Origin of the sequence: Streptomyces sp. HUAS MG91 (assembly GCF_040529335.1) — a bacterium.
GTDB lineage: Bacteria > Actinomycetota > Actinomycetes > Streptomycetales > Streptomycetaceae > Streptomyces > Streptomyces tabacisoli.
Genome location: NZ_CP159534.1, coordinates 1,762,230 through 1,774,801 on the forward strand (window position 1 = coordinate 1,762,230; position 12,572 = coordinate 1,774,801).

The 12,572-nt window shown below is 71.8% G+C and carries 13 protein-coding genes; 5 read left to right on the top strand and 8 right to left on the bottom strand.

Annotated features, from left to right (window positions below; genetic code table 11):
- Positions 1-106 precede the first annotated feature (106 nt).
- The 3 genes from ABII15_RS08145 to ABII15_RS08155 all read right to left on the bottom strand — a co-directional run bounded on the left by ABII15_RS08145 (position 107) and on the right by ABII15_RS08155 (position 2,839).
- Entirely contained in the window at positions 107-1,846 is a 1,740-nt protein-coding gene (locus ABII15_RS08145; RefSeq protein ID WP_353941599.1) for an immunity 49 family protein, read from the bottom strand.
- The gene (locus tag ABII15_RS08150; protein ID WP_353941600.1) at positions 1,843-2,226 is read right to left on the bottom strand and encodes a DUF4180 domain-containing protein; all 384 of its coding nucleotides are present in this window, start codon (positions 2,224-2,226) and stop codon (positions 1,843-1,845) included. Before ABII15_RS08150 ends, ABII15_RS08145 begins: the two co-directional genes overlap by 4 nt.
- A gap of 100 nt (positions 2,227-2,326) precedes the next feature.
- Positions 2,327-2,839, bottom strand: a complete 513-nt coding sequence (locus tag ABII15_RS08155; RefSeq protein WP_353941601.1) for a hypothetical protein — start codon at positions 2,837-2,839, stop codon at positions 2,327-2,329.
- 70 nt (positions 2,840-2,909) lie between these two features.
- Here ABII15_RS08155 and ABII15_RS08160 point away from each other — a divergent pair, with 70 nt between their 5' ends.
- Entirely contained in the window at positions 2,910-3,632 is a 723-nt protein-coding gene (locus ABII15_RS08160) for a 3-keto-5-aminohexanoate cleavage protein (RefSeq protein WP_353941602.1), read from the top strand.
- Between the two features lie 84 nt (positions 3,633-3,716).
- Here ABII15_RS08160 and ABII15_RS08165 read toward each other — a convergent pair whose 3' ends face one another.
- Entirely contained in the window at positions 3,717-4,229 is a 513-nt protein-coding gene (locus ABII15_RS08165; protein ID WP_353941603.1) for an XRE family transcriptional regulator, read from the bottom strand.
- Positions 4,230-4,335: 106 nt separating this feature from the next.
- On the opposite strand from ABII15_RS08165, the gene ABII15_RS08170 reads away from it, so the two are divergent.
- Both ABII15_RS08170 and ABII15_RS08175 read left to right on the top strand, forming a co-directional pair.
- On the top strand, positions 4,336-5,454 hold the full coding sequence (locus ABII15_RS08170; RefSeq protein ID WP_353941604.1) for an aryl-sulfate sulfotransferase: 1,119 nt from the start codon (positions 4,336-4,338) through the stop codon (positions 5,452-5,454).
- Entirely contained in the window at positions 5,451-6,758 is a 1,308-nt protein-coding gene (locus ABII15_RS08175) for a solute carrier family 23 protein (protein ID WP_353941605.1), read from the top strand. The genes ABII15_RS08170 and ABII15_RS08175 overlap by 4 nt, the downstream gene beginning before the upstream one ends.
- Here ABII15_RS08175 and soxR read toward each other — a convergent pair.
- The gene (gene soxR, locus ABII15_RS08180; protein ID WP_353941606.1) at positions 6,715-7,182 is read right to left on the bottom strand and encodes a redox-sensitive transcriptional activator SoxR; all 468 of its coding nucleotides are present in this window, start codon (positions 7,180-7,182) and stop codon (positions 6,715-6,717) included. The two genes, ABII15_RS08175 and soxR, sit on opposite strands and share 44 nt — an antisense overlap.
- A gap of 81 nt (positions 7,183-7,263) precedes the next feature.
- Here soxR and ABII15_RS08185 point away from each other — a divergent pair, with 81 nt between their 5' ends.
- Positions 7,264-7,725, top strand: a complete 462-nt coding sequence (locus ABII15_RS08185; RefSeq protein WP_353941607.1) for a MaoC family dehydratase — start codon at positions 7,264-7,266, stop codon at positions 7,723-7,725.
- Positions 7,726-7,740: 15 nt separating this feature from the next.
- Here ABII15_RS08185 and ABII15_RS08190 read toward each other — a convergent pair whose 3' ends face one another.
- Positions 7,741-8,382, bottom strand: a complete 642-nt coding sequence (locus tag ABII15_RS08190) for a TetR/AcrR family transcriptional regulator (RefSeq protein ID WP_353941608.1) — start codon at positions 8,380-8,382, stop codon at positions 7,741-7,743.
- Positions 8,383-8,756: 374 nt separating this feature from the next.
- On the opposite strand from ABII15_RS08190, the gene ABII15_RS08195 reads away from it, so the two are divergent.
- Complete coding sequence (locus ABII15_RS08195; protein ID WP_353941609.1) at positions 8,757-10,994, top strand: arginine decarboxylase; 2,238 nt, start codon at positions 8,757-8,759, stop codon at positions 10,992-10,994.
- On the opposite strand, the gene ABII15_RS08200 is transcribed toward ABII15_RS08195, so the two are convergent.
- Entirely contained in the window at positions 10,978-11,268 is a 291-nt protein-coding gene (locus tag ABII15_RS08200; protein WP_353941610.1) for a YiaA/YiaB family inner membrane protein, read from the bottom strand. The two genes, ABII15_RS08195 and ABII15_RS08200, sit on opposite strands and share 17 nt — an antisense overlap.
- 61 nt (positions 11,269-11,329) lie before the next feature.
- A complete protein-coding gene (locus tag ABII15_RS08205; RefSeq protein WP_353941611.1) occupies positions 11,330-12,487 on the bottom strand; it encodes an acyl-CoA dehydrogenase family protein in 1,158 nt (385 codons plus the stop codon).
- Between the last annotated feature and the right edge of the window lie 85 nt (positions 12,488-12,572).

Below are 12,572 nucleotides of genomic sequence, written 5' to 3' on the forward strand. Positions count from 1 at the left end.
GAGCTCCCGACGCGGAGCCATGTACAGCGCGACGGGGGTGCGGGCCGGAGCGTCGGCCGTCATCGCACCCCCGGTTTCACACGGCTGCCCGCGGACGTGACCGTCCTCAGCCCCGCGCGAGCGCGTCCGGGATCGCCTCGAGGCGTCCCCGGTCGAGCAGCCGGCGCGGCAGGAACGGCTGGTCCGTGGTGACCGGAAGGTCCCCGTCGTACGCGAGGCAGGCCAGCGCCAGCGGGCCGAGCGCGACGCGGGAGCGCGGCGCCGCCGACCCGGCCCAGTAGCCGCGATGGTCCTCCAGCGCCTCCGTGAGCAGCGCCGTGAACCGGTCGTCCTCCTGGGTGAGCAGCCGGTGGAAGAGGCCGATGGGCTGGTAGTCGACGGAGTTGACGAAGTCCTTCGGCGCGAGCGTGACGGTCTTCGGGTGCGCGGCGTCCATCGCGGCGGCCAGCTTCCCGACGACCTCGTCGACGGGGCGGCGCAGCCAGTACGCGCGCAGGGTGTCGGCGAAGTGCAGGACGTGGTCGTCGGCCGGTGTCCGCTCGTCGCGCAGGGTCCCGGGCTCCACCGCGCACAGCCGCTCGGTGCGCTCGCGCTCCCGGGTCACCAGGGTCAGCCAGAACACGTCGAGCCAGGCGCGGGCGTCGCCGCGCACCTCGGGCCCGGTGGCGGGCACGGTCAGCTCGCGCTCGCCGACCCGGACCGTGACCTGCTCGGTCGCGGTGAACAGGGCGGTGCCGAGTTGCAGCGCGGTCACCCAGGCGTCCCAGGTCTCCACCCGGTCCGCGTCGGGGTCGTCGGCCGCGTGCGCGTGGGCGAGGGTGACGGCGGCGTCGAAGGCCTCGGGCAGCCGGTCCGCGTCGGCGGCGGCCGCGAGGATCAACTCCGCGGTGGATTCGGCCAATTCAGCCACCGGGGCGTCGGGCGCCGAGGTCACGAGCCGGCCGGCCCGGTCGAGTCCGCGCAGGGCCCGCAGCACGTCGAGGAGTTCCCGCGGGGGCCGCTGGGCGAGGGTGCGGGTCTCGTCGTCGATGACGGTGAGCGAGGTGAGGCGCCCGTCGTGCCACCAGTACACGCGCGGCGAGAGCGAGCCCGGGCCGTCCTCGTGGGCCTTGACGGCGTACGTGGCCAGGTCGTTGACGGCGTCGACCGCGGTGCCGTCGACGATCGGGTGGAACGCGAGCAGGTGCCGGGTCGGGACGACGACGAGCGCGCCCGCGTCCGGCATCCGCCTGCCGGTGGCCTCGGCGACCAGTTCGGGCAGGATCAGCGCCTTGGTGGAGACGAACGGCGAGTCTCCGTACACCGAGTACAGGACGGGGTGCCCGTCGAGCCGTACCTCCTCGTGCCGCAGCGGTTCGCGGACGAGGTTGCGCTCGGCGGCGGCCCAGAGCGCGTCGGCGCCGGCCCGCAGGACATCGGCGTCGGTGAGCAGCCGCACGGAGGTGGGCGCGTCGAGGGCGAGGGCCAGGTTCAGCCCCTCGGCGACGCCTTTCAGGTACCCGAACTCCGCGGCCGCCTCGGCGGGGACGGCGTCCGGCGGCACGAGTCGCAGACAGGTCCGCTCCAGCAGTTCCTCGGCGCTCTCGCCGCCCTGGGAGGCCTCCGCCAGGTGCGCGAAGAACTCCTCGACCAGCGCGGGCCACTGCTCCTCGGGCGCGACACGGCAGCGCTGCGCGAGATTCGTCAGCGGGTGGCGGTGTCCCTCGGACTCGGCCGCGTCGCCGGTGAGCGTGGGGTGCGCGCCGGTACGGACATGTAGGTGGCCGGCGACGAGGGCGCGCAGGTGGTCGGCCTGCGCGCCGGTGAGCATGGACAGGTGCGGGTCGGACGTGTCGTGTGAGGTCACGTCCCCGACTCTACGAGGCGCGCCGCCAGCGCGTCCTCGTCGGCCAGGAACCAGAGCTGGCCGCCGCGGTTGCTCTCCCGGACGAAGTCGCGAAGTGCCGTACTGGTGGCCGTTCTCGACTGGATGTCGCCGAGAATCGCCAGTCCGATGCGGTAGTTGGCGAACTTCTGGACGATGTCACCCGCGATCCGGGTGCGCAGCCGGAAGAAGTCGTCGCCGCACCGCCCGGCGGGGACCGCGACCCAGCGCGCGCCCCGGTACCCGGCGTCGCCGATCAGGTCGAGCGCGGCCCGCTCGTCGGCGAGCGGCGGCCCGTCGGCGGCGCAGACGAGCACGGGAACGCCCGCCATGTCCCGCATCGTGAACGGCTCTTGCGTCATCGGGGGTCCTCCACCAGGGTGTCGACGGTCCTGAGCAGTTCGGCGCCGATCTGCGGGGAACGTACCTCAAGGAAGATCGCCGAGGGAGTACCGGGGAGTTCTAGGGGCGAATCACCTCGGTCTCGATGGCCAGTTTGAACTCGGCCAGCACGAGCGGCACCGCGAGGTGCGTGTCACCGCGGCGGGCCGCGACCTTCAGGCCGACCGGGGTGCCCGGGTGCACGAACATCTGCCAGGTGTAGGAGCGGTACTGGCCGCCGCCGGTGGCCGCGATGTCGGTGGTGGCGGTCGAGTCGTAGCCGGTGGACAGGTTCAGCGGGTCGCGCACGAAACGGGCGCGGTACTCGGTGGCCCGGTCGCTCGCCGCCCAGAAGACGAGCGCGGACAGGGTCCCCCAGCCGTCGTGGCTCGGCCAGATCAGGCCGGAGCGGGCGTCCGGGTACTTCGAGGAGCCGCCGCCGGCGGACGGGCCGTGCATGTTCCAGGGGTCGTACGACTCCTCGGCCGTCGCGTACGGGAAGCGCACGAGGTGGTACCCGTCGCTGTCGTACGTGATCTTCTGGGCGCCCGACCGGGCGGCCTCGAACTTCAGTGAACTGATCGCCAATGCCATGCGCTTCGCACTCCCCGTCGTCGTCGTGATGCGGATGCCCCTGTCGGTGGTTGCTGGCACCATCACAGGGATGGAGTTCGTACAGGTGTGTCTGAACGGTGCTCGCGGTGCGGGCGACGGGGCGGTGATTCCGCTGTCCCCCGCCGCGCTGGGCGACGCCGCGGCGGCGGCCGTCGCCGCCGGTGCGTCGGATGTGCATGTTCACCCCAAGTCCCCTTGTGGGCAAGACTCGTTGTCGCCGCGGGCGGTCGCGGCCACGCTCGACGCGATCCGGTCCCGGGTGGCGGTGCCGGTCGGGGTGACGACGGGCGCGTGGGCGGAGCCGGATCCCGCGGCCCGGGTGGCGCGGATCCGTTCCTGGACGACGCTGCCGGACCACGCGTCCGTGAACTGGCACGAGGAGGGCGCCGAGGCGGTCGCCGCCGCGCTCCTCGACCGGGGTGTGGGCGTGGAGGCGGGACTGTGGTCCGGCACGGACGGCGCGGAGCGGTTCGCGGCGTCGCCGCTCGCCGGGCGGGTGCTGCGGGTGCTCGCCGAGGTGACGGACACCGACCCGGCCACCGCGCGGGCCTCGGCCGCCGCGCTGCTCGACGCGATCGGCACGGCGCACGGCAGGCCCGTGCTGCTGCACGGCGAGGAGGGCGGCACGTGGCCGGTGCTCGGGCTGGCGCGGCGCCTCGGGCTCGCGACCCGGGTCGGCCTGGAGGACACGCTGGTCCTGCCGGACGGGAGGCGGGCCGTGAGCAACGCGGAGTTGGTGGAGGCCGCCGTTCGGAGCGGCGCTCGGCCGTAGAGATCCGCGGAAGCGTCCGGTCGGCTGATGTGCGGACGCGTCCGCGGTCTTCGCCGTGGCTGGTCGCGCAGTTCCCCGCGCCCCTTACGGGGCTGTGGTTCCGACCACCAGGACCCTCGTTCCGGGCTCCAAGGGGCGCCAGCGGTGCGGGAGTTCGGCCGCGCAGTACAGGGTGTCGCCACGCTCCAGGCGGTACCGGACGCCGTCCGCCTCCACCTCGGCCGCGCCGTCGGCGACGTAGAGGAGTTCGTCGCCGCGGTGCCGGTACTCGCGGTCCCAGTCGTGGTCGCCGGTGAACTCCAGGGCGTGCAGCCGCTGCGGGCCGCGGACCAGGGGCCGGGTGCCGTCGGCGGTCGCGGCGCCGTCGGCGGCCCGTACGACGTCGACCGGCCGGGGCTCCTGCGCCGCCGCGAGGATCTCGACGGCCGTGGTGTCGAGCGCGTCGGCGATCCGCTGGAGCGAGCTCATGCTGGGCCGCGACCGCCCGTTCTCGACCTGGCTGAGGAACGGGACGGAGACGCCGGCCCGCCGGGCCACCTCGGCGAGGGTCAGCTCCAGGGCGCGGCGTCTGCGCCGGACACCGGGTCCCACGTTCATGAACTTGTCACACCCTTCCACCGCTCACCTTGCTTCCGGCACCCTACCGTCGTGGTTAACTCATTAACTGCCACTTAAAAAAGTTAACCACTGGAGGGAGAGCCCCATGGCTCGCGTGGACCAGAACCAGCGGCGCCGCCGCGGCACCGGCCTGATAGCCCTGGACGAGGACGCCGCGTACGACGGGTACACGCTGTTCGCCCCGCTGACCGGGTCCGGCGAGGTGTATCTGATCGACCTGCGCGGCGAGGTCGTGCACCAGTGGAACCTCCCGCACCGCCCGGGGCGCCACGCCCGGATCCTCGCCAACGGCAACCTCGCCTACAACGGCGTGCTCCCCGACGAGCCGGCGCTCTTCCCCATGTGGCACAAGTACCGCGGCGGCCTGATGCAGGAGATCACCCCGGACGGCACGGTGGTCCGCGAGCACCGCGACCCGCTCCAGCACCACGACGCCCACCACTACGGCGACGGCCGGATCCTCTACACCGCCCTGGAGCCGCTGACCGGCGACGCCGCGGCCGCCGTGCGCGGCGGAGTGCCGGGGTCGGAGGCGGCCGGCGGCACCGTCTGGGCCGACACGATCGTCGAGGTCGACGCCGAGGGGAACCGCACCTGGGAGTGGAAGGTCTCCGAGCGGCTCGGCCGGGACGACTTCCCGCTCCACCCCGACTACGCGCGCGAGCACTACCCCCTCATCAACAGCGTGCTGCCGCTCGCCGACGGCACCGTCCTGGCGAGCTTCCGCTCGGTGTCCGCGGTCGTCGTCATCGACCGCGCCACGGGCGACATCGTCTGGCGCTCCGAGCCGGGCACGGTCTCGCAGCAGCACTGCCCGACCGAGCTCGAGAACGGCAACATCCTCGTCTTCGACAACGGCGTGTTCCGGCCGCGCTGGGACGTGCCGTTCAGCCGCGTCATCGAGATCGAGCGCACGAGCGGGAAGATCGCGTGGGAGTACCACGACCCGGCGCGCGAGTCGTTCTTCGCGCCGTTCATGGGCAGCGCGCAGCGGCTGCCGAACGGCAACACCCTCGTCACCGACTCCCCCGCGGGCCGGCTCTTCGAGGTGACCGCCGACGGCTATCTGTGCTGGGAGTACATCGTCCCGTTCTTCGGCGGCTACGCCGAGGAGGAGGTCCGCAAGCTCTTCCCGTCCGAGCCGAACGCCGTGTTCCGCTCCTACCGCTACTCCGCGGCCGAGCTGCCCTGGCTCGGCAAGTGAGTGCCGCGGTCAGCCCGGTCGACGAGCTGCTGCCTGCGCGCCGCCTCGTCCCCCTCGCCTGCCAGCACGTGCTGGCGGGCGTGGCCGCGCCCGTCTCCTCCGTCATCCTCATCGCGACGACGTTGAAGCTGTCGGCCGACCGGACGGCGTCGCTGCTCAGCGCGACGCTCGTGCTGTGCGGGGTGGGCGCGCTGCTCCAGTCGCTCGGGGTGCGGGTGCTGCGGGTCGGGGCCCGGCTGCCGTTCCTGATGCTGCCGGGCGGCGCCGCCGTCGCGATCTTCCTGCAGATCGCCGGGGAGTACGGCCCGGCGACCGCGTCCGGCTCGGTGCTGGTGGCCGCCGCGTTCCTGCTGTGCGTCCTGCCGTTCTACGGGCGTCTGGTGCGGCTCTTCCCGCCGCTGGTGATGGGCACGACGGTCGTCCTCATCGGCATCAACATGATCAAGGTGACCGCCCCGATGGTCGCCTCGGGCCCGGGCCTCGGTTTCGCCACGCTCGGCGTGATCGGCCTCTTCTTCCTCGTCCTGCGGGGCGTGTGGCGGCAGATGGCGGTGCTGCTCGGCCTGGTCGGCGGCATGGTCCTCGCGGTGCTGACCGGCACCGAGCTGCACGTCGCGCACGGCGGCACCTTCGCGCTGCCCGAGGTGTTCCCGTACGGGACCCCGCACGTCGACCTGCTCGCCGCCGTGCCGCTGCTGGTCTTCGCCCTCGCCTCGCTCGCCGAGGCCACCGGGCAGACCGTGCTCAACAGCGAGGCCGTGGGCCGCACCCCCGACCCGGGGCGCGACGTGCCGCGCATCGCCCGCGCCGACGCGCTGGTCTCGCTCGGCTCGGGCGTCTTCGGTACGTCGCTGATGGTGACCAGCGCCGAGAACATCGGGATCGTCCAGCTCACGCGCGTGCGCAGCCGGTTCGTGACGGCGGCGGCCGGTGTGCTGCTCATCGTGTGCGGGCTGCTCACACCGCTCACCCGGGTGCTGGCCGCGATCCCCGAGCCGGTCGTCGGCGCGGCGGGCCTCGTCATCTACGCCGTCATCGCCGTCATGGGGTTCGGCATGCTCTCCCGCACCGATCTCGCGCACGGCACCGACAGCGTGGTCATCGCGCTGGCGCTGGTCGTCGGCATGCTGCCCATCGTCGAGCCCGGGATGTACGCGGGTCTGCCCTCCTGGGCCCGCACCCTGTTCGGCAGCGGGGTGGCGGCCGGGGCGATCGCGGCGGTCGTGCTCTGCGCGGTGTTCCGGACGCTCGGCCCGAAGGTCACGGCCGGGAGCGACGCTCCCCCATCAGACGCGACCCCGTGAGCCGGTCGCCGAAGACGTCGTCCGGGTTGGACAGCACACAGGTGTCCAGGGAGAGGCAGCCGCAGCCGATGCAGTCGGTGAGGTGATCGCGCAGCCGGCTCAACTGCGAGATCCGCTCGTCGAGTTCGGAGCGCCAGGTCTCCGACAGGCGTGCCCAGTCCTCCTGGGTCGGGGTGCGCTCCTCGGGCAGTTCGGCCAGCGCCTCGCGGATCGTCGCCAGGGGGATGCCGACGCGCTGTGCGGCCCGGATGAAGGCGACGCGGCGCAGCGTGTCACGGCAGTAGCGGCGCTGGTTGCCGGACGTGCGGCGGCTGGTGATCAGGCCCTTGGACTCGTAGAAGTGCAGCGCGGAGACGGCGGCGCCGCTGCGCGCCGCGACCTGCCCGACGGTGAGCTCGTGGATCTTCTCCGGGATCTGTGGCACCCGGTCGAGCCTAGTCGCAGCGCGGCCCCGTTGTTAGCATGCTGAGCAAGCGCTTAGACATTGCGATGGAGGATGGGCAGCATGGCGGAGCCGCGGGTTTTCAAGGACGTCGACGAGCTGAAGGGCGCCGTCGGCGAGCAGCTCGGGTACAGCGACTGGGTCGAGATCGAGCAGAGCCGCGTCGACGGGTTCGCCGAGGCCACGGGTGACCACCAGTGGATCCACGTGGACCCGGAGCGGGCGAAGGCCGGGCCGTTCGGCACGACGATCGCGCACGGCTATCTGACGCTGTCGCTGCTGCCGCTGTTCGGCCCGCAGCTGATCGCCGTCGAGGGCGTGAAGATGGGCGTGAACTACGGGACGAACAAGGTGCGCTTCCCCGCGCCCGTACCGGTCGGCTCGCGGCTGCGCGCCACCGGGAGGATCACGTCCGTGGAGGACGTGGCGGGCGGCGTGCAGGTGTCGGTGGCGTTCACGGTGGAGCGGGACGGCGGCGACAAGCCGGTCTGCGTCGCCGAGTCGGTGTCCCGCTACTACCTGTGACTGCCCCGGTGGCCGCTACGCGCGAGGCGCGGCTCCCACCATCCTGAGGACGAGGTCGGCGTAGAACACGCCGACCTCGTCGGGCGTCCGGCGGCCCTGCGTATTGAACCAGCGCGCCACGTCGATGCACAGGGAGAGGATCGCGACCGTCGTGCCGGGCACGTCGGGCACCTGGAACTCGCCCGTCGCCACCCCGTCCTCGATGATCTCGCGCACGGCGGCGTCGCTCTCGCGGCGCAGCGCCACGATCTCCGGCCGGTGCTCGTCGCCGAGGGAGTCCAGCTCGTACTGGACCACGCGCGCGGTGGTGTGGTGTCCCGCGTGCCAGCGGACGAAGGAGCGCACCGCCTCGGCCAGCCGCTCGGTGGCCGTGCCCTCGGCGTCGGCCGCGCGGCGCAGGATCCGCAGCGCCTTCTCGTGGCCGATGCGGCTGATGCGGAGGAGGAGTTCCTCCTTCGTCTTGTAGTGGATGTAGAGCGCGGCCGGGCTCATGCCGGCGCGGCTCGCGATGTCCCGGGTCGTCGTGGCGTGGTAGCCGCGCGCGGCGAAGGCCTCGACCGCGGCGACGAGCAGGCGCCGGGCGGCGTCGGGGGTGACCTCGGCCCAGGGCATCTCGTCGTCGGGCTGCTGCTCGGTGACCCGCTCGTCCTGCGTCATCGGTCCGCTCACATCCTGTCGGTGGGGCTGCGCCTCACCATACCTCCCGAGATGAGCGGGCGCTTAGTCCGGCTTCTCCCTTCCCCTGAATTCGGAGACGTAAATACAAGGGCGGCGCATTTATTCGCGAGCAGTCCAGGTATTGGATGCACCCTTTCGAGACACCCGGGAAATCCACTCCACTGGGCGGATTGCGATGTCATTTCCGAGGCTTTTACCGCTCCTGGCGTGCCCACGACGCGGGAGCGCACTTGTCCGCATTCCGAATGCCGCCGCACGCCCGCTGATTCGACCCATCTCCGCCGCAAAAGCGGGCACTCGGCCGTGGCAGAATTCCCCCGAATTCAGCGAAGAGCCGAGGAATGGAGCGGAAAATGGAAAGCCGTACACGGATCTGCACCTATCTGGGAGGCGCTCTCGACGACCTGGCCGCACACGATCTCGGCGTCTGGCGCGACATCCTGCGCGCGGAAGGACTTCAGGTCGAGGTGCAGGCGGGGCTCCCCCTCGCCGGGGACGGCGCGCACCGGTCGGCCACCGCCGCCGTGGTGGACAGCCGTCTGCTGGCGGACCGCGCGGTGACCGGGCTGTTCCCGTCGGTGCCGCTCATCCTGCTGCTTGCGGGCCCGGACGCGAGCGGTCCCCCGAGCCGCGTCCCCGGCGAGGCCGGACGGATTCTGCTGGGCCGCGACGCCCCGGAGGAGGACGCCGCGAAAGTCCTCACCGTCATCGGAAAGCGCCCCGAATCCGCACGCCCGGTGTTCTTCGACGCACTGCGGAGGTTCACCCGGCGCGAGACGACGTCGTGGCACACTCCCGCCCATGCCGCGGGCCGGGCTTTTCTGGCGTCGGACGTGGGCCGGGAGTTCCACGGTTTCTGCGGTGCGGAACTGCTGCGCGGCGACATCTCGGTGTCCGTCGCCGAGTTCGGCTCACTGCTCGAACACTCCGGACCGATCGGCGAGGCGGAGGCGAATGCCGCGCGCGTGTTCGGATCCGACCGGACCTATTTCGTCCTCAACGGCACCTCCACGTCCAATCGCATCGTCGGGCACTACGCGCTGGGCCCGGGCCGGAGCGCCGCGGTGGACCGCAACTGCCACAAGGCGGTGCTCCACGCGCTGGTCCTCAGCGGTGCCCGGCCGCGCTACCTGAACCCCACGCGCAACGGCTACGGACTGATCGGCCCGGTCCCGCCGGCGGAGCTGGAGACCGAGCCCGCCGATCTGGCGGTGATCACCAACTCCACGTACGACGGGCTGTGTTACGACACCGTGCGCACCAGCACGGTGCTCGCCGGGGCGGTTCCGCGGATCCTGTTCGACGAGGCGTGGTTCGGCTACGCGCGCTTCCACCCGCTCTACCGCGACCGCTACGCCATGGCCGTCACCGAGCAGGCGCTGTCCGACGCCGTCCGGCCCACCGTCTTCGCCGCGCAGTCCACGCACAAGATGCTCGCGGCGCTCTCCCAGGCGGCCATGCTCCACGTGAGGTCGGCGCCGCGTGCCCCCGTGGAGGACAGGCGGCTGGACGAGACGTACATGATGCACGCCAGCACCTCACCGTCCTACCCGATGATCGCCTCCCTCGACGTGGCCGCCGCCATGATGGACGGGGAGCCCGGCAGGGCGCTGGTCGCGGACTCGGTCCGTGAGGCGGTGGCCTTCCGGCAGGCCATGGTCCGCACCGCCGACCGCCTCACGGCCGCCGACGCGCGGGACGGGTGGTTCTTCGGGGTCTGGCAGCCCTCGCACGTCACGGACCCCGCCACCGGCGAGCGGATGGCCTTCGCCGAGGCACCGGCCGGCCTGCTGACCGCACAGCCGTCCTGCTGGGAGCTGGAACCGGGGGCGTCCTGGCACGGGTTCAGGGGTCTGGAGGACGGCTACTGCCTGCTGGACCCGCTGAAGGTCACCCTGTTGTGCCCCGGTGTGACCGCGAGCGGGGACGTCACGCGCCGGGGCGTCCCGGCGCCCGTACTGAGCGCCTTCCTGAACACCAGGGGCATCACCGTCGAGAAGGCCGGCGACTACACCGCGCTGTTCCTGTTCTCCATGAGTACGACCCGCGAGAAGTGGACCGCGCTGCTACGTGCCCTGCTGGAGTTCAAGGAGCTGTACGACGCCGACGCCGCGTTGGAGGAGGTCCTGCCGGATCTCGTCGCCGGGCATCCCGGGCACTACCGCGGGATCACTCTGCGTGAGCTGTGCCGGCGCATGCACGCGCACCTGCGCGACCACGGGCACGCGGAACTCCTGGACCGCGCGCACACGACGGCGCCCCCGGCCGACTGCACCCCCGGGGACGCCTACCGGCGCGACGCCGGCGAGCCCTCCGAACTCCTCTCCCTGCGCGAGGCCGCGGACCGCACCGCGGCCTCGATGATCGTGGTGACGCCGCCGGGCATCCCGCTGCTGATGCCCGGCGAGAACTGCGGGCCCGCGTCGGGGACCGTGCTGCGTTTCCTGGCCGCCCTCGAAGCCCGCGACCGGTCCTTCCCGGGCTTCCTCAGCGAGATCCACGGAGTCCACCGGGACGCGCGTACGGGCGCCTACCGGATCGACTGCCTCGCTCCCCCGGGACCGGAGGACGGTCTCAGGCGACCGGCTTGAACGGGTCGTGCTCGGCGAGGATCTTGTCGATACGGGCCTTGTCGACGCGGCTGACGATCTGGTCCGCCTCCTGGCGGTCACGGATCACCTTGGCGAGGGTGAACGCGGACGTCGTCAGATACAGGACCGAGATCGCCAGGAACGCTCTGATCCAGCCGCTGGCGTCGAGGCGGTAGATCCCGATCGAGACCGCGCCGAGCGCGAGGGCGAAGGACGCGATGGCCTGACCGTAGTAGGCCGTGGTGTTCTGCTGCTTGACCGGTGTGTCACTCATGCCGCACAGCATGGAACGGACAGCGCCGCGGCCCCATCCGCTCCCGTACTCATCCGCGTACTCAGAAGGCCGAGACCCCGGTCAGCGCGCGGCCGATGATGAGCTTCTGGATCTGGCTGGTGCCCTCGTAGAGGGTCATGACGCGGGCGTCGCGCAGCAGCTTGCCGACCGGGTACTCGTCGATGTACCCGTAACCGCCGAACACCTGGAGCGCGTTGTTGGCGCAGCGCACGGCCGCCTCCGAGGCGAAGAGCTTGGCCTTCGACGCGGCGGTCCCGAAGTCCTCGCCGCGGTCGATGAGATCGGCGACGCGCCAGGTCAGCAGGCGGGCGGCGTCCACGTCGAGCGCGATGTCGGAGATCATCTCCTGCACCAGCTGGTACGAGGCGATGGGCTTGCCGAACTGCTCGCGCTCCGTGGCGTAGCCGACGGCGGCGTCGAGCGCGGCCTGGGCGATGCCGACGCAGCCGGCCGCGACGGACATCCGGCCCTTGGCGAGTGCGGACATGGCGACGGAGAAGCCCTTGCCCTCCGGGCCCATCATGGCGCTCGCCGGGACCCGGACGTCCTCCAGGACCAGCTCGGCCGTGGCCTGGCCGCGCAGGCCGAGCTTGCCGTGGATGGTGTTGCGGGTCAGGCCGGGGGTGTCGGTGGGGACCAGGAAGGCGGAGATGCCCTTGTGGCCCGGGGTGTCGTTGGTGCGGGCGAAGAGCAGGACGACGTCGGCCCAGGTGCCGTTGGTGATGAAGATCTTGGTGCCGTTGATGACGTACTCGTCGGTGGCCGCGTCGCGCACGGCCTTCGTCCGGAGGTGGGCCGGGTCGGAGCCGTGGCCGGGCTCGGTCAGGCCGAAACAGCCGAGCGCGTCGCCGGCGGTGAGCCGGGGCAGCCAGTACCGCTTCTGCTCCTCGTTCGCCCACTGCTGGATCGGCTTGGTGACCAGTCCGAGCGAGACGGAGACGATGCCGCGCACCGACGAGTCGCCACGCCCCAGCTCCTCCGTGACCAGGCAGTAGGAGAGGTGGTCGCCGCCGGAGCCGCCGTACTCCTCGTCGATCGTCAGGCCCAGGAAGCCGATCTCGCCGAGCTTCTTCACGATCGAGCGGTCGACCTCCTCCGCACGGTCCCAGGTCACGACGTTCGGCGTGATCTCGCGGTCCACGAAGTCCGCGGCGAGCCGCCGGACGGCCGTCTGCTCCTCGTTCAGCTCCAGATTCATGGACGACTCTCCCCAGGGACGGACCGCAGGCCTCTTCTTTAAATTAGCACTGCTAGTTTTAAGCGGACAGCCCTACTATGTGCGC